A 16,129-nucleotide genomic window follows, 5' to 3' on the forward strand; every position below is an offset into this window, starting at 1 on the left:
TAGATAACTTGTGTCTGCTGACATAGATATTATTTAGCACTCCCCACAGGAGAGTGCAAGCCCCCTGGTGGCGTCAGTCGCCAGCCCTGTGCCCGTTCCCGTTCGCGCCAGAAGTCGCGGTAGCGGCCGGGGACGGCGAGCAGGTCGGTGTGGGTGCCGTGCTGGGCGATGCCGCCCTCGTCCAGGACCAGGATCTGGTCGGCGCTGGCGATGGTGTGCAGGCGGTGGGCCACCACCAGGACGGTGCGGTCTCGGGCCAGGGTGTGCAGAGCGGCGGCGACGGCGGCCTCGTTGTCGGGGTCCAGGGCGGCGGTGGCCTCGTCCAGGAGGACGATCGGGGATTGCTTGATCAGGGCGCGGGCGATCGAAACCCGTTGGCGCTCACCGCCGGAGAGGCTGACGCCGCCCTCGCCGACCCGGGTGCGCCAGCCGTCGGGCAGGCGTTCGACGATCTCGTCCACGCGGGCGGCACGGGCGGCCGCGTGGATGTCTTCGACGGTGGCGTCGGGGCGGCCGAGGCGGATATTGGCCTCGATGGTGTCGTCGAACAGGTAGACGTCCTGGAAGACCATGGCCACCTGGTCCATCAGCGCCTCGGTGGTCAGCTCACGCACATCGACGCCCCCGATGCGCACCGCACCCGCGTCCACATCCCAGAAGCGGGCGGCCAGGCGCAGCAGCGTGGTCTTGCCGGAGCCCGAGGGGCCGACGATGGCGGTCAGGGTGCCGGGGCGGGCGGCGAAGCTCACCTTCCCCAGCACCGGGCGGTCGTCGTAGCGGAAGGCGACCCGGTCGAACTCCACCGTGCCGGGCGAGACCGGTTGCCGCACCGTTCCTTCCGGCAGCGGCGGCACGGCCAGCACCTCGTCGAGCCGGTCGATGTCCTCGGCCGCCATGCGCAGCGCCGCGGCGTGATCCACGATCTCGATGAGGGGCCCGGTGAACCGCGTTACGAGGACGAGCAGGGCGACGAGTTCGGAGGCATCGAGCGAACCGCCCAGGGCCAGCGCCACACCGACGCTCATGAGCGCGAGGAACGCGGCCTGCACCGCGACCGAGAAGGTGAGCAGCGACCCGACCGCACGGCGATTCAGGGCACCGTAGGCCCGCCGCTGCCCCACGAGCGCGTCGTCGAGCAGACGATTGCCCGCTCCCCCGCGCCCGAATGCCCGCAGCACCGGCTGGTTCTGCGCGAATTCCACCACCCGCCCGGCCGATTCGACGGCCGCGTGGTCGATATCGCCGAAACTGCGCGCCATCGCGGTCTGCGCCCGCTCGTGGGTGAACAGCAGGATCATGCCCGCGACGACCAGCGCGACCGCGAGCCGCCAGTCGAACACCACCATGCCCACGGCCACCACGGCGGGCGTCACCGCGGCGGCGATCACCGGCTGCATGAGGTGCGCGGGAACGCTGACGATATTGGTCGTCCCCTGGGAGAGGGAATGCGTCAGGCGGCCGATACGGTCGGTTCCGAACCAGCCCAATGGAAGTCGCGCCAGATGGTCGCCGATGCGGTGGTGCATGCCGAACAGCAGCGCGTCGGCGACCCGCTGCCCCTGCCGGGCCTGCGCGTAGAAGACCACGCAGGTGGCGGCGGTGGTCACGCCCAAGGCCGCGAGCCAGGGCAGTGCGGTGTTCCGGTCGCCGTCGAGCATCGCGCGCAGCACCGGAACCACCAGCAGGACACAGAGTCCCTGAAGTACCGAGAAGGTGACGATCAGGCCGAGCCACCGCGTGAACCGCGGCCGGTCGCCCGGGTCGACGATGCGGAAAAGCTTGCGGATCACAGTGATTCCTCCCGATCGCGGGTCTGGGTGTGCCACATGCGCACGTACGCGCCGTCGGCGGCGAGCAGTTCGCGGTGGCGGCCCGCTTCGACCACGCGGCCGTGCGAGAGCACGACAATGCGATCGGCGCCGCGAATGGTGTGCAGCCGGTGCGCGATCACCAGTAGTGTGCGACCGGAAACCAAGCGCGACAGGGCGTCCTGCACCGCTGCCTCCGATTCCGGGTCGGCGAAGGCGGTCGCCTCGTCGAGCACCAGCACCGGGGTGTCGGCCAGCAGTGCGCGGGCGATGGAGATCCGCTGCGCCTCACCGCCGGACAGGTGCGCGTCCACACCGATGACGCTGTCGTAGCCGCGCGGCAGGGCCGCGACGCGGTCGTGGATCTGGGCGGCGCGGGCCGCGGCCTCGATGTCGGCGTGATCGGCGTCGGGTCGTCCGAGGGCGATATTGTCGCGAATGCTGGTGCGCAACAACGAGGTTTCCTGAAAAACGAAGCCCACCTGCCGGTACAGCGTGTCCTCGGCGATCTCGCGCACATCGACGCCGCCGATCCGCACGGCACCGGAATCCACATCCCAGAACCGCGGCAGCAGGCGCGCCAGCGTCGATTTGCCGGACCCGGACGCGCCCACCAGGGCGGTGACCGTGCCGGGCTCCAGCACCAGGTCGACGCCGTCGAGCACGGTGGAGCCGCCGTCGTAGGAGAAGCGCGCCCGGTCGAATTCGACTCGCGCACCGTGCGGCGACCGCGGATGCTCGACGTGGCCGAGTTCCGCGGTGGCGAGCAGATCCGCGATGCGTCCGGCGGCGTCCTTGGCGATCTGGAGGGCCAGCGCCCCGAAACCGAGCGCCAGCACCGGCCCGCCGAGCCCGACCGCCAGCATGACGAAGGCGATGAGTTCGACCGGTTCGACGTCCAGCCAGACCCCGCCGCCGAGCGCCGCCAGCAGCAGGACCGGCGGCGAGATCAGTGTGGAGGACAGCGCTTCCATCCGGTTCATCGGGCCGGACCAGGCGCTGAGCGAGCGCGCCATCTCGTCGGCGGCGCGCCGATAGCGGTCCTGCGCGCGTCCGGCTTGCCCGAACGCCTTCACCACCGCGATGCCGTCCACGAATTCGATGACGGCGGCATTGACTCGGTCGAGTTCGGCGGTCCAGCGTTCCATGGCGGCGTTCTCGTCACGCATCATCCACAGCTGGATGCCGAACCAGAGCAGCAGCGGCACCGGGCAGACCAGCGCCAGTCGCCAGTCCAGGACGAACAGGTAGCCCAGCGCCACGATCGGTGTCACGATCCCGGCCACCAGATCGTTGAGCGCATGCGCCACCACATGATGCACCGACGCCACATCATCGGACAGCACCCGCTTCACCCGACCGGAACTGCGAGCGGTGAACCAGCCCAGCGGAACTCGGCTCAACCGCGCGGCCATCCGGCGACGGATCTCCAGCCCCACATCGGCATCGGCGATATGGCTGATGGTGTAAGCCGCTGCCGCACAGAGGGTTCGGATCACGAAACCGGCGACCGCCACGGCCACCCACCCCCACACCGCGGCACGGTCCACCGCCGTACCGGCGAGCAGTTCGCGCGCGATCTCGACCACGGCGATATAGGGCGCGAGTCCGGCGAGGGTGCCCACCAGTTGCAGGGCGGCGGCCCCGGTGAGCCGGTGCCGCACCGGCCCCAGCACGACCGCCAGGCCGCCGCGCTCGCGCGGTGGCGGGGTCTCCTCGGACGTCACCGGTTCCAGCACCGCGGTAGTCATGACCCCTCCATAAATTAGATCACTGTTCTAATTCGGAGTGTACCGAGCAACCCGGCAATGACAAGCGGTCACCGGCAAAGGGTGGCTAACCAGCCTCGATGATCTGCCGCAGGCGCGCTTCCAACCCGTCCAGCACGCGATCCAGCGCGTAGCGGCAGTACTCCCGCCGCGCCGCCGCCACGCCCTCGGGAGCCGTGACGAACCCCGCCACCATGCGCCGCATCCGCTCGACCCCGGCCGACGGATGCGCGGCGAGCAACCGCTCCAGCCCAGCGAGGCCGAACCCCTCGTCCTCGCGTTGGTCACCGATGGAGATCAACCCGAGGCAGGTGTTGAAGGCGACGGTGTACGCCGGGGCCGCCTCCTCGCCCCAACCCGCCTCGATCATGCGGGTCAGCCCCGCATCGACCATGGGCAGCAACCCTTCGGTCTGCGGACCGTTGCGCAGCAGCCAGGCGGCCACCCCCGGATACCGCGACAGCTGGTCGACCATGGCCGACAGCTCCGCGTACAGCCCTGCGCGCCAATCGGTTTCGTCGAAGGTCAAGCCCATGTCCGCGTACACGCGATCCACCACCGCGGCGCACACCTTGCCCCGGTCGCCGACATGGTGGTAGATCACCGACAGCGAGGTGTCCAACCGACCGGTCAGCTCCCGCATACTCCAGCCGTCCAGCCCGCGCTCGGCCGTCAATGCCAGTGCGGCATCGACGATCACCGCGCGCGACAGGCCGGTGCGGTACGCCCGGCGGGATCCCTTGGGCACGGCGCACTCCTCCACGACGGCTCGGCGGGCGGTCAACTCCGGGCAACCCTATCGCCCCGGTGGAGGATTCCGGGCCACACGGGTGGCGGCTCCCGCCCCAGGGAGGTGAGGTTTCGCTCTACACTGACCGCGTGCGCATTCGACGTCTGATCGCCCTGTCCGCCTGTGCCGTCTTGACCCCGCTCGGCGTGGCCGCCTGCACCTCGGAGGGCCCCGGATCCAAGACCGAGTGCCAGGTCAGCGGATGCACCATCACCTTCGACCGGGGTGTGAACGCCAAGGCCAGCGTGCTGGGGGTGGAGGCGGAACTCGTTGCCGTGAACGGCAATCTGGTGACGTTGAAGGTGGCCGGGCAGGAGGTGTCGGTGCCGGCCGGGGAGACGCAGCCCGCGGACGGCATGAACGTCTCCGTACAGGAGGTCACGCCGGATCAGGTCGTGGTGAAGATCGCCACGGGTATCCAGACCAACTGACCGGTCACGGCGCGGGCTGCAGGGCGGGCGGCCGCCACTCGCCGCGCAGCACACTCGGTTGCGGTGCGTACAGGCGCATGGTCAGCGAGAACGGTCCCGCGTCCGGAATGGGCAGCCAATTGCCCGGCGGGACATCGGATCCGGGATGCTCGTACTGCACCGCGATCTCCAGCGACCCGTCCGGATTCGGGACCGGCGGAATATGGTGGCCGACCGAGTGCACGCCCGAGGGATGCGGGATCAGGAAGCCGTCGCCGTCGTAGGCGGTGATCGACCAGAAGGCGTCCACGGGCGGGATCTGGTCCGGCGGGAAGCGCAGCCGGTAGCGGTTGGGCGTGCCGTCGGTGTCGGCCAGCCCGTCCAGATTCGGATAGATCGCATGCTCGGGCAGATTCGCGCCCAGCCCCTGCTGGGCGACCCGGGCGCGCAACCGATAGTCGGTGCCGTAGTCGCCGAGTTCGGTGGAGTACTCCCAGCCGTTGGCGACCGTGGTGTCCGGATCGGTGTAGGTCGGGAGCTGCCGCCGGGCGATGGCCACCCCCGCGGCGAGGTCGGCGGCGGAGATCCCGGTGACCGCTCCCCCGGGCCGGATGCCGATCCGCGCGAAACGCGCCAGGGCGGGTGCGTCCGCCGGCGCGGGCGGATTCACGGCCATGAGCGCGCACAGACGGGTGAAGAAGCTGTTCGCATCCATGCTGCCGACCCGGAAGGCGGGCGGGGTCGTGGTCTCGACGGGTTTGACCGTTCCCTCGGGGGCGGGCCGCCCGGCCAGCCAGTCACCGAGTGGCACCAGCGCCAACTCGCGTTGCCGGGCCCGCACCGCGGGCACATCCTCGACGCCGTCGACCTGGATGCGGCCGATCAGCCACACCATGGGTGTCGGCATCTCCAGGCGTACGGCGTCGTCGGGCACCTCTCCCGCCCACCCCGGTCCGGTGACCACGTACGTATAGGGCGGTCCGGGCGTGTCGGGTCCCACCCGCGGCCGGACGCTGCCCGGACTGTGCACGGTATTGGTCCAGGCGTCCAGGAACTGCATCACCCAGAACCGGCCCGATTCCACCGCGGGCACCCGCAGCACGATCGGCTCCACGGCCAGATCCAGCCAGGAGATGGAGTACAGCGTGTCGATATTGACGCGCACCAGATCGCGACGGGCCGGGGTGGGCAGGCTGTCGGCGTGCAGGAAGCGATTCGTCGGGACGATCGTCTCGAACGCGCCGCGGGTGGCGTCCATGAGCACCAGCGGGTAGCCGAAGACGTAGGCGTCGGCGGCGATCCCCCGAAGATCGGCGGCGTCGGTCGACGTCGCACCCGCGCCGTCGTCGGAACGTCCGCAGGCGGCCAGGGTGAAACCGGCCGCGGCGGCCAGCCCGAGGGCGGTGCGGCGCGAGACGCGCGTCGACAACCGATCGAGTTCGCCGTTCATGGCCTCCCATTCTTACCCCGCCGCACCTTCGCCCCTTCACCCGATCCGGGTGAAGCGCCTGTGCAACGGATCAGGAACGGCTGACCCAGCCGCCGATCATCTCCGCGGTCTCGTCGATGAGCCGGTCGCGGTCGAGCTCCGGCGGCGGTTTCAGGCCGATGCGCAGGGCCGCGGCCAGGCCCGCATTGGCCATGACGAAGGCACGGACGTCCAGATCGTGATCGGGCAGCGGCCCCAGCTGCTGGAGCAGGTAGGCGCGGGTGAGCAGCAGCAGGCGGCGTTCCAGGCCGCCGAAGCCCGCGCCGTCCACCGTCGCGTCGGCGGTGAGCGCGCGCACCAGCGGCTCCCGCTCGGCCAGCACCGCGACGATGGCGCGCAGGCTGGTGGCCACCGAATCCCGTGGGGACAGGCCCATGCCGTCGAGTACGGCCGCGGTGAATCGCTCCTCCAGTTCCGCGAGCAGCCGGGCCCGCAGCACCTCCACGATCTCGTGTTTGTCGGTGAAGTAGCGGTAGAGCGTGCCGATGCTCATATTGGCGCCGGCGGCGATCCGATTGGTGGAGGTGTCGGCGATACCGCGTTCGGCGAAAAGTCGAGCCGCGGTCGCGACGATGCGCTCGCGGGACTCCCGGGCCCGCTCCTGCGTCGGACGTTTACGCCGGTGGTTGCCGGTTTCAGCCATGGAACCGGTTCGCCGTGAAAAGTGAGTAGAACCTGAGCATCAGCTCACTTTACGCTGCTGACATGGCCCGCGAGAATGTGATCCCCACCGAATTCCACTACTGGGACCGGCTCGCCGATCCTCGGGTGCAGCAGGCGCGCCGCATGTTCCGCACCGTCTTCCGATTCGACCCGCAACCCTCGGAGGACCTGGTGCGCGCCTTCGGGGAGGCGTATTACCAGGCCGACCCGGTGGCCGAGGCGTTCGTGGACGAGGTGTACCTGGGGGAGCCCGGCCCGAAGGCGGGCCGAGCCATGCTCGACCGGGCCCTGGAGTACGGCGTGGATTCGGTGCCCGACGCACCACCCTCCCTCATCCGGCTGTTCGAGGAGTTCGAGACGCCGCCGGACTGGCTGGACCCGGAACTGGTCGCCCAGGGCGCGCAGGTGTTCCGACGGTGGGGCACTTCGGTATTCAGCTTCGCCACCACCAGCACCCTGGAAATGTATTCGGAGAGCTCCATCGCCAAACCGCTGTCCTACACCGGCGGCTACGCGGGCGACCGGGCGCACAAACGACAGCTCGAGACCGTGCGCTTCTGGATCGACGTATCCGAACCCGGCGGACTCGACCCCGGCGCTCGGGGACGGCAGACCGCCATGCGGGTCCGGATCATGCACGTATTCATCCGCCGCAAGCTCATGGCCCGACCGGAATGGGACTACGACGCCTGGGGCGTGCCGATCAGCGTGGGCGACGCGACGCTCACCCTGATGGGCGGCAGCGTGGTGCCCGGTCTGGCGCTGTGGAGCATCGGACACCAGACCACGGTGCGCGAAATCGAAGCGACACTGCACTTCTGGCGATACGTGGGACATCTGCTGGGTGTGCAGCCGCAGTGGTACCCGCGGGACTTCCGGGAATCGGTGCGGCTCATGTTCGCGGCCTTCGTCAAGCGCGCCCACACCGCGGGCACGGACGGCGCCGAGCTGGTGGAGTCGTATCTGCCCGCCTTCGAACCGAAACCCGGGACGCCGTGGCGCAAACGACTGCGCGACGAGATCAACTACCGGATGCAGATCGGCTACACGGGCGTCTGGCTGCTGCCGTCCACCTACGCGCGCCACACCATGCCGCGCCGCTTCCCCTGGGTGCTGCACCCCATCGTCCAGGCCCCACTCATCTTCGGCGCGGAAACCCTGCGGCGCACCATCCCCGGACTGGACGCCGTCGCCGACCGCGTGCAGCGCCACCGGCGGGAGCAGTGGTACCGCAACGAGGTCGGGGACCGCGCGGCGGAATTCCAGCCGGTCGAGGAATTCCGGCGCTGAGCGGATCGTGGGCGTCGAGCCCGGGCCTCACGCCAGACCGGCGCGGTGTACGAGGATCGCCACCTGGGTGCGGTTCTCCATGTCCAGCTTGGCGATCACGCGGCTGAGGTGCACCTTGACAGTGGATTCGCTCATGTGGAGCGTGCGTGCGATCTCGGCGTTGCCCGCGCCGGTGGCGACCGCCAGCGCCACCTCACGTTCCCGGTCGGTGAGCAGGTCGAGCCGAGTCAGCGCCTCCCGCCGCTGGGATCCGGTTCCTCGCGAGAAGGTTTCGAGCATGCGTTTGGTGACGGCGGGGGCGAGCACGGCATCGCCCTGCGCCACCACCTCGATACCGCGCGCCAGCTCGCGCGGCGGCGTGTCCTTCAGCAGGAATCCGGCTGCACCGGCTTCCAGTGCGGCATGGACGTATTCGTCCAGCCCGAAGGTGGTCAGCACCACCACCGCGGGCGGATCGGACAGCGCGCGGACCCGGCGCGTCACCTCCAGACCGTCCACCCGCGGCATGCGGATATCGGTCACCACCACGTCGGGGCGGTGCCGGTGCACCAGCTCCACGATGTCGCGACCGTCCTCACCCTGCGCCACTACCTCGATACCGCCGCCGGCCTCGAGGATCATGGCGATGCCCGACCGCACCAGCTCTTCGTCGTCCAGCAGGACCACCCGAATCAAACCGCCTCCTTCACCGCTCGCCCACCTGGGACACCGGGAACCGCGCGTACACCACGAAGCCGCCGGAGGGCATCGCGGTGCAGCGCAGTGTGCCGCCCGCTAATTCGACCCGCTCGCGCATTCCGACCAGCCCGAAGCCGGAGCCGTGCGCGGCCAGCGCACCGACCCGGCCGGGACCATTGCGGACGTCGACGTCCAAGACGCCCGCCCGCCAGCCGATCGTCACCCGGACCTCGGCGCCGGCGGCGTGTTTGGCGGCGTTCGTGAGCGCCTCCTGGACCAGGCGGTGCACAGCACGGCCCACCGGGCCGGGCACCTCGGGCAGCGGGTCCGGTACCCGCAGCCGTACCCGATGCCCCGCCGCGACCGCCGCGTCGAGCAGTTCCGTCACGGCCGCGAGGTCTGGAGCCGGGCGCACGGGCGCTCGATCGGCACTCGGCCCATCCGGATCGGCCACGGAGCCGGTGTCGCTGCGCAGGACGCCGAGCATCTCCCGCATCTCGTCCAGCGCCCGCACACCGGTGGCACGAATGGTCGCGGCGATCTCGGCGGGGCGCCCGTCGGTGGACACCTCGAGCGCGCCCGCCTGCACTGTGATCTGCGAGATCCGGTGCGCCACGATGTCGTGGAGTTCCCGAGCGATCCGGATGCGTTCGGCCTCGACCGCCGCGGCGGCGCGCAGGTCGCGTTCGCGCTCGGCCTGTTCGGCCCGCTCCCGCAGTCCCGTGACCAGCTCCCGGCGCTGATTCACCCACAGCCCCAACAGGAAAGGGAACGCCAGGAGCACGGCGACGACCGGGGCCCGCAGCAGCGCGGTGGAGTCCGGTGGCGGCCCCCAGGGCACGACGGCGACGACCAGCGCACCCGCCCCGCACCACCACGTCACGGCACGATTGCCGAATCGGTTCGCCACCGTGTAGACGCCGAGCACCATGGGCGCGGACGCACCTGCCGCGATCTCTGCCAAGGCGGTGATGGCGAGCACCGGAATCGGGAACCGTCGCCGCACCATCAGCGCGAGGCCGGCCAGCACCGCGAACGCGGGGCCGACCGCGGCCGGGGCCAGCCCGATGGCCGAGGTCCGAACGTCATGCAGGGCGAGCCAGCCGAAGCCCAGCGCGAGCAGCGCATCGAGGATCGCGGTGCGTATCCGATGGGACCGACTCACGCCGGCGATCTTAGACACGCGGTGTAATTCACAGGTCACGGCGCGCGAACAACGCCGCGCCGACACCCAGCAAACCGGTAGCGAGCAACAGTAGCGGCAGCACCATGAGTACCGGATTCCCTTCGGACGGGGTGACCAACTGGGCGGCCGCGTGGAACGGCAGCAGACTCGGATCGATGCCCGCCAGCATGCCCGCGATCTCGACGACGGACGGAACGGCGAGGACTGCGACCATGGACAGGGTGGCATTGCCGGTCACCGCCACGAGGCCGAGACCCGCCAGCGCGGCCAGCACCGCATATACCGCGACCGCTCCCGTGACCTGGGCGACGCGCCAGGCTTCGGATGGCACTGCGGACACCAGGAGCTGCACCAGCAGGGTCACCCCGACCAGCGCGAGGCTGGCGCACGCCGCCACCCCCGCCGCGGTGAGCGCCTTCGCCGCCAGGACACGCCCGCGATCACGCAGCACGAGCACGGTGGTCGCGACAGTGCCGTAGCGGAACTCGTGGCCGAGAGCATTGACCGCGACGGCGGTGATGCACAGCGTCACCAGCGTCAGCGACAACCCGGTGAAGGAATACACGAACTGCTCGCGGGCGGTCAGATCCGTCTTGCTCGCATAGACGTAGGCGACGGCGGCCTGTAGTCCGAGGCCGGTGCACAGCAGCACCCAGGTGGACCGGACGGTGGCCAGCCGGGTCAGTTCGTAGCGAATCGCATTGATCATCAGCGTAGTTCCTTCGGCATCAGGCGGCGCGGCCGCGGAATCGGGCGGTGGCCGAGGTGGCCTGGAAGTACGCCTGCTCCAGACTCGACTGCTCCTGTGAGAGTCCGGTGAGCAGCACCCCGGCCCGGAGCGCGAGGGCGGCGATGCCCTGTCGGTCCTGTCCGTCGACAATGACCGCGCCTTCCGGTCCAATGCGCACGCCGGAGTAGCCGGCCGTGGCCAGCGCCTCGGCGAGTTCGCGCGGCCGGTCGGTGTGCGCTACCACTCGCGGCGCGCAATGCCGTTCCACGAATGCGGGCAGTGGTTCGGCGGCGATGAGCGTGCCCGCACCGATGACGACGAGTTCGTCCGCCAGCAGCGTCATCTCGTTGAGCAGATGTGAGGACACCAGAATGGTGCGTCCCTCCGCCGCGAGCCGCCGCAGCAACTCCCGCAGCCAGCGCCCGCCGTCGGGGTCCAAGCCATTGGCGGGCTCGTCCAGAATCAGGGTGCCGGGATCGCCGAGCAGAGCGACCGCGAGGCCGAGTCGCTGCCGCATGCCCAGGCTGAAGCCACCCGCCCGGCGGTCGGCCGCCGCCGTCAGGCCGACCAGATCCAGCACCTCGTCCACACGGCGGCCGGACAGTCCCGCGCCCCGCGCGACCATGCGCAGATGCGCCCGGGCGCGTCGGGCAGGATGCACCGCGCCGGCGTCGAGCAGGACGCCGACCGAGCGCACCGGGTCCCGCAACTCCGGATAGGCGTACCCGTCGAAGGTGGTCCGGCCACTGCCGCGGTCGAGTCCCAGCATGAGCCGCATGGTCGTGGACTTGCCCGCGCCGTTCGGGCCCAGGAAGCCGGTCACCACCCCGGGTCGCACATCGAAGGAGAGGTCGTCGACCGCGACCATCTCTCCGTAGCGCTTGCCCAGTCCGCGGGCCTCGATCATCTCGTGTCCTCCATCGTGATGTTGCCGATGGAGTCGACGATCCGCTGTGCGACGCGTTCGAGCATCTGCCGATTGCCCACGGATCGGTACTACTTTCGGGTTATCCCGTCGATCCGATCGGCTCGGCACAGGGTGAAGCCGGGCTCCCTCCGCAGCTGGGAGCCCGGCCCCCTGTCGACACACCGGTGTGGGCGGTGGGCCGACGTCTACGCGCCGGGTGGCGCGGGTCAGTGGGCGTGGCGCACGGTGTCCAGCGCCCGGCCCAGCAGGTCCAGGCCGTGGTCGAGCTCCTCGTCCGTAATCGTCAGCGGTGGCAGCAATTTCACCACTTCGTCCTCGGATCCGGAAGTCTCCACCAGCAATCCCATCTCGAAGGCGATCTGGCTGACCTTGGCGGCCTCGGAGGCTTCCGCGAAGACCAGCCCGTGCACGAGGCCGCGGCCGCGCGTGGACACGCCGTCGAAATGCGCGGCCAGGGCGGTGAGCCCGGTGCGCACCCGCTCCCCCTTGGCCAGGGTCGCGGCTTCCAGCGTGCCGTCGGACCAGTAGTGCCGCAGCGCCGCGGCTCCCGTCACGAAGGCGGCGTTGTTACCGCGGAAGGTGCCGTTGTGCTCGCCCGGCGTCCACTGGTCGAGCTCTCGTTTCATGAGCACCAGCGCCATGGGAAGTCCGTATCCGCCAATGGATTTCGAGAGCGTCACGATATCGGGGGTGATACCCGCGACCTCGAAGGAGAAGAACGGGCCGGTGCGCCCGCAACCCATCTGCACATCGTCGACGATGAGCAGGATGCCGCGATCGGAGCACAGGTCGGCCAACTGCCGCAGCCATTCGGCGCGCGCCACGTTCACCCCGCCCTCCCCCTGCACGGTTTCCACGATGACCGCGGCGGGGCGGTCCAGGCCCGAGGAGGAGTCGTCGAGCGCCCGGCGCATCCAGGCGAAATCGTCTGCCGCACCGAGGTAGCCGTCGTAGGGCATGGGGGTGGCGTGCACCAGCGGCACGCCCGCGCCCGCTCGCTTGGCGGCATTGCCGGTCACCGCGAGCGCGCCCAGGGTCATGCCGTGGAAGGCATTGGTGAAGTTCAGGACGGTGCCGCGGCCGGTGACCTTGCGGGCCAGTTTGAGCGCCGCCTCCACCGCATTGGCTCCGGTCGGGCCCGGGAACTGCACCTTGTAGTCCAACTCGCGCGGGTCGAGGACCACCTCGCGCAGGGTTTCCAGCAGTCCCCGCTTGACCGCGGTGGACATGTCGAGGCTGTGCGTGACCCCGTCCGCGAGCAGGTAGTCGATGAGCGCCTGCTTCAGGATCGGATTGTTGTGCCCGTAGTTGAGCGCGCCCGCCCCGGCGAAGAAGTCGAGGTAGTCCTTGCCGCTCTCATCGGTCAGCCAGGCGCCCCGGGCGGTCGCGAAGACCGTCGGCCAGCACCGGCAGTAGCCGCGCACATTTGATTCGAGCGTCTCGAACACGGTCGTCTCGGCGGTGGTCATGGGCGTCCTCGCAGTGCGGCAAAGTGAAACGTGACTGTTTCTATCACTGCGAGGTGGCGGACCGGACCGTTTTCGCCGAATCCCGGTGGGGTGGCCAGAATAAATCCTTTGCGTCGGCGGCGCGGTCACCATACTGTCGACATCTTGTGCGTGCTGACGTAGGGATCTACTGGCAGCTGGTCCGGGCGGGATTCCGCCGACAGTCCTATTACCGATCGGCCATGGTCGCGGGCCTGATCACCAACGTGGTCTTCGGCTTCGTCCGCGCCGCCGTGCTGATGACCGCCGTGGACAGCGGCAGTGAATTCGGCGGCTACGACCAGGGCACCATCGGCGCCTACACCTGGCTGTCACAGGGACTGCTGGGCGCCATCGCATTCTGGGGGGTGCCGAATATCGTGGAGCGCATCAAGTCCGGCGATGTGGCCATCGACTTCCTGCGACCCATCGACATCCAACTGGCGCACCTGGCTGAATACTGTGGACGCGCCGTCTACACCCTGCTGCCGCGCGGTCTGCCCAGCGTGCTCATCGGCGCGATCACCTTCGGACTCGCCGTGCCCGCCACGCCGGGGCCCTATCTGCTCGGCGCGATCAGCCTGGTCCTGGCCATCGCCGTATCGTTCCTGTCGCTGTTCACCGTGTGCCTGGCCGGGTTCTGGGTGGTCGAGACGCGCGGACTGCGGACGCTGCACATGATCCTCGGCACCTTCCTGGCCGGACTCTTCGCACCGGTGCACCTGTTCCCGGAATGGCTGCGCATCCTGGCCTACTGCACGCCGTTCCCGTCCATGCTGCAATGGCCCATCGACGTGCTCTCCGGGCGCACCGTCGGCTGGCACGCGGTGGGACTGGTCGGGGCGCAGCTCTGCTGGCTGTTCGCGCTGCTGGCCGCCGGGCAGCTGGTGCTGCGCGCCGGACAGCGCAAGCTGGAGGTGCAGGGTGGGTGAGGCGCCCTCGCGGCTGGCCCCCTATCGGGCCGTGCTCGCATCCCGGCTGCGCGCGCAACGCGCCTACCCGCTGTCGTTCGGACTGGACCTGTGCAGCGCGCTCCTCATCGGCCTCGTCGAATTCGCGGAGATGTACGTGATCTTCGCCAATGTGCCGCGGCTCGGCGGGCTCGACCTCACCGCCATGCTGCTGCTGTTCGGCCTGAGCAATACCGCCTTCACGGTGGCGGACATGCTGGTGGGACATCTCGACACGCTGCCGAACTACATCCGCATGGGACAGCTGGACGCCTTCTATCTGCGCCCGCAGCCGCTGCTGCTGCAATTGTCCACCAGCGATATCGCACTGCGCCGCATCGCGCGGCTCGCGGTGGCGGTGACGATCCTCGGCCTCGGCATCGCCCACAACGACATCGACTGGACCCCAGCGCATCTCGCCTTGTTCGCACTGACCCTGCTGTCCGGGATCGCGATCTTCGCGGGTTTGTTCGTCTGCGCGGCGGGGCTCCAGTTCTATCTGATCGACGGCGCGGAGCTCACCAACTCCTTCACCTACGGCGGCTCCTACGCCTCGATGCAACCGACCTCGGTGTTCCCCACACCGATGAAACTCATCTTCGGATTCCTGGTGCCCGTGGCCTTCACCTCCTATCTGCCGACCATCGCACTGCTGGACCTCCCCGGCCCGGCCATGCTGCCGTCCTGGCTGGCCTGGGGCGCGCCGCTGGCGGCGATCTGGGTGTGGGCGGCGGCGCTGGGACTGTGGCGGCTGGGGACCAGGCACTACCAGGGAGGCGGCGGATGACCGGACAGATCATCGATATCGAGGAACTGACCAGGACTTTCGTCCTGCGCCGCCGCGAGGGGCGCTGGCGGCGACGACGCGAGGAGCTGACGGCGGTGGACGCCATGAGCTTTCGCGTCGAACCGGGCGCCGCGGTCGGCTATATCGGCGCGAACGGGGCCGGGAAGTCGACCACCATCAAGATGATCACCGGCATTCTGGTGCCCTCGTCCGGGACGGTGCGCACCTGCGGGCTCGATCCGGTCCGGCAGCGGCGGGAACTGGCCGCTCGAATCGGGGTGGTGTTCGGACAGCGCTCCCAGCTGTGGTGGGATCTGCCGCTGCGCGAATCCTTCTCGATTCTCGCGGCCATCCACCGGCTGCCCGAGTCGGCGGCGCGGCGACGCTTGGACGAACTCGTGGAGCAGCTGGAGATGGCCGAGACCCTGGACACTCCGGTACGGCAGCTCTCCCTCGGGCAGCGCATGCGCGCGGAAGTCGCCGCGGCCCTGCTGCATTCGCCCGAGCTGGTCATTCTCGACGAGCCGACCATCGGCCTGGATGTGCTGTCCAAACAGCGTTTGCGCGAATTCCTGCGCTACGAACGCACCCGGCGCGGCACCACGCTGCTGCTCACCACCCACGATATGGGCGATATCGAGCGACTGTGCGAGCGCGTCCTGGTGGTCGACCGCGGCCGTCTCGTCTACGACGGCTCGCTGACCGGACTGGCCGCCACCGTCGGTGCGCAGCGGGTGCTGACCGTGGACCTGGTCGAGCCCGCCGCCGAACTCACCGACCTGCCGGGCGCGAAACTGCTCGACAGCGAGGGCGCGGGGCTGCGGCAGCGGTTCGCCTTCGACTCCGAGCGCACCACGGCCGCGGAGCTGCTGGCCGCCATCTCGGCCCGCACCCAGGTGCGAGACCTGTCGCTGGAGGAACCCGATATCGAGGATGTGGTGCGTCGCATCTACGAATCCAGCGCGAAACCGCTCGGCTCGTAACAATTCCGCGACATCGTCCGCGGCGACCGGCCGAACCGCCACGGCTCTCGCGTACCGCCGACACGGCGGTGAGCCGATGGACATCTCGTTGTTTCCCGCCGGACCCGAACTCCACATCCCGCCCGAGCAGGATCGTGTGCGCATGTGACATGCCGTCCTCGACACGGTAACCGATCGAGCA

At 69.6% G+C, this 16,129-nt stretch carries 15 protein-coding genes; 5 read left to right on the forward strand and 10 right to left on the reverse strand.

What is annotated here, in order from left to right; translation table 11 throughout:
* Positions 1-29: 29 nt before the first annotated feature.
* The 3 genes from FOH10_RS23595 to FOH10_RS23605 form a co-directional block, all read right to left on the reverse strand.
* Positions 30-1,790, reverse strand: a complete 1,761-nt coding sequence (locus tag FOH10_RS23595) for an ABC transporter ATP-binding protein (RefSeq protein ID WP_221937860.1) — start codon at positions 1,788-1,790, stop codon at positions 30-32.
* Positions 1,787-3,559 (reverse strand): ABC transporter ATP-binding protein, encoded by a 1,773-nt coding sequence (locus FOH10_RS23600; RefSeq protein ID WP_143982368.1) that lies wholly within the window; start codon positions 3,557-3,559, stop codon positions 1,787-1,789. The genes FOH10_RS23595 and FOH10_RS23600 overlap by 4 nt, the downstream gene beginning before the upstream one ends.
* Before the next feature lie 85 nt (positions 3,560-3,644).
* The gene (locus FOH10_RS23605) at positions 3,645-4,325 is read right to left on the reverse strand and encodes a TetR/AcrR family transcriptional regulator (RefSeq protein ID WP_186000569.1); all 681 of its coding nucleotides are present in this window, start codon (positions 4,323-4,325) and stop codon (positions 3,645-3,647) included.
* A gap of 131 nt (positions 4,326-4,456) precedes the next feature.
* Between FOH10_RS23605 and FOH10_RS23610 the strand changes: the two genes are divergently transcribed.
* On the forward strand, positions 4,457-4,798 hold the full coding sequence (locus FOH10_RS23610) for a hypothetical protein (RefSeq protein ID WP_029926885.1): 342 nt from the start codon (positions 4,457-4,459) through the stop codon (positions 4,796-4,798).
* A 4-nt stretch (positions 4,799-4,802) separates the two neighbouring features.
* On the opposite strand, the gene FOH10_RS23615 is transcribed toward FOH10_RS23610, so the two are convergent.
* Together FOH10_RS23615 and FOH10_RS23620 are read right to left on the reverse strand one after the other, a co-directional pair.
* Positions 4,803-6,227 (reverse strand): DUF1254 domain-containing protein, encoded by a 1,425-nt coding sequence (locus FOH10_RS23615; RefSeq protein ID WP_143982370.1) that lies wholly within the window; start codon positions 6,225-6,227, stop codon positions 4,803-4,805.
* A 70-nt stretch (positions 6,228-6,297) separates the two neighbouring features.
* Entirely contained in the window at positions 6,298-6,909 is a 612-nt protein-coding gene (locus FOH10_RS23620) for a TetR/AcrR family transcriptional regulator (protein ID WP_143982371.1), read from the reverse strand.
* A gap of 62 nt (positions 6,910-6,971) precedes the next feature.
* On the opposite strand from FOH10_RS23620, the gene FOH10_RS23625 reads away from it, so the two are divergent.
* Positions 6,972-8,219, forward strand: a complete 1,248-nt coding sequence (locus FOH10_RS23625; RefSeq protein WP_143982372.1) for an oxygenase MpaB family protein — start codon at positions 6,972-6,974, stop codon at positions 8,217-8,219.
* Between the two features lie 27 nt (positions 8,220-8,246).
* Here the strand turns inward: FOH10_RS23625 and FOH10_RS23630 are convergent, their stop codons facing one another.
* From FOH10_RS23630 to ectB, 5 genes are all read right to left on the reverse strand, one after another.
* The gene (locus FOH10_RS23630; protein WP_244962114.1) at positions 8,247-8,885 is read right to left on the reverse strand and encodes a response regulator transcription factor; all 639 of its coding nucleotides are present in this window, start codon (positions 8,883-8,885) and stop codon (positions 8,247-8,249) included.
* 19 nt (positions 8,886-8,904) lie between these two features.
* Positions 8,905-10,062, reverse strand: coding sequence for a sensor histidine kinase (locus FOH10_RS23635; protein WP_186000570.1), 1,158 nt, complete (start codon positions 10,060-10,062; stop codon positions 8,905-8,907).
* A gap of 28 nt (positions 10,063-10,090) precedes the next feature.
* Positions 10,091-10,792, reverse strand: a complete 702-nt coding sequence (locus FOH10_RS34940) for an ABC transporter permease (RefSeq protein WP_186000571.1) — start codon at positions 10,790-10,792, stop codon at positions 10,091-10,093.
* 19 nt (positions 10,793-10,811) lie between these two features.
* Complete coding sequence (locus tag FOH10_RS23640; protein WP_143982375.1) at positions 10,812-11,720, reverse strand: ATP-binding cassette domain-containing protein; 909 nt, start codon at positions 11,718-11,720, stop codon at positions 10,812-10,814.
* A 227-nt stretch (positions 11,721-11,947) separates the two neighbouring features.
* Positions 11,948-13,210, reverse strand: coding sequence for a diaminobutyrate--2-oxoglutarate transaminase (gene ectB / locus FOH10_RS23645; RefSeq protein WP_143982376.1), 1,263 nt, complete (start codon positions 13,208-13,210; stop codon positions 11,948-11,950).
* A gap of 146 nt (positions 13,211-13,356) precedes the next feature.
* Between ectB and FOH10_RS23650 the strand changes: the two genes are divergently transcribed.
* Genes FOH10_RS23650 through FOH10_RS23660 form a run of 3 tightly spaced genes read left to right on the forward strand, consistent with a single transcriptional unit; the run spans position 13,357 to position 15,948 of the window.
* Positions 13,357-14,160, forward strand: coding sequence for an ABC transporter permease (locus tag FOH10_RS23650; protein ID WP_244961347.1), 804 nt, complete (start codon positions 13,357-13,359; stop codon positions 14,158-14,160).
* The gene (locus tag FOH10_RS23655; RefSeq protein ID WP_143982377.1) at positions 14,153-14,965 is read left to right on the forward strand and encodes an ABC transporter permease; all 813 of its coding nucleotides are present in this window, start codon (positions 14,153-14,155) and stop codon (positions 14,963-14,965) included. The genes FOH10_RS23650 and FOH10_RS23655 overlap by 8 nt, the downstream gene beginning before the upstream one ends.
* Positions 14,962-15,948, forward strand: coding sequence for an ABC transporter ATP-binding protein (locus tag FOH10_RS23660; protein ID WP_143982378.1), 987 nt, complete (start codon positions 14,962-14,964; stop codon positions 15,946-15,948). The genes FOH10_RS23655 and FOH10_RS23660 overlap by 4 nt, the downstream gene beginning before the upstream one ends.
* The last annotated feature ends 181 nt before the right edge of the window (positions 15,949-16,129 follow it).

The organism is Nocardia otitidiscaviarum, from assembly GCF_007362295.1.
Lineage (GTDB): Bacteria > Actinomycetota > Actinomycetes > Mycobacteriales > Mycobacteriaceae > Nocardia > Nocardia otitidiscaviarum.